A 381-nucleotide genomic window follows, 5' to 3' on the forward strand; every position below is an offset into this window, starting at 1 on the left:
CTACGACACCGAAATAGGCTCACTACCAGTAAACGGCTCCATTCGTCATTCCGGCCTCCCTCCCTGTCATCGGCTCCCTCCCTGTCATCGGCCTCCCTCCCTGTCATCGGCTCCCTCCCTGTCATCGGCCTCCCTCCTTGTCATCCGCCTCCCTCCTTGTCATCCGCCTCCCTCCTTGTCATTCCGGCGAAAGCCGGAATCCCTCTTGCAAACTCGGCATCCCCTATGAGATTCCGGCTTGCCAGTCTGTGCAGAAACCCCGCGGGTATCCAGCAAATAAAGCCTACTCCGCCATTCCCATGCCCCCACCTCGCCATTCCCGCGCAGGCGGGAATCCAGCATAGAAAGCGCGCGCTTCGCGCTCCTTCAGGGCGGAGCGAG

This window comes from Gammaproteobacteria bacterium (assembly GCA_028817255.1).
In the GTDB taxonomy this organism is placed as follows: Bacteria; Pseudomonadota; Gammaproteobacteria; order Porifericomitales; family Porifericomitaceae; genus Porifericomes; species Porifericomes azotivorans.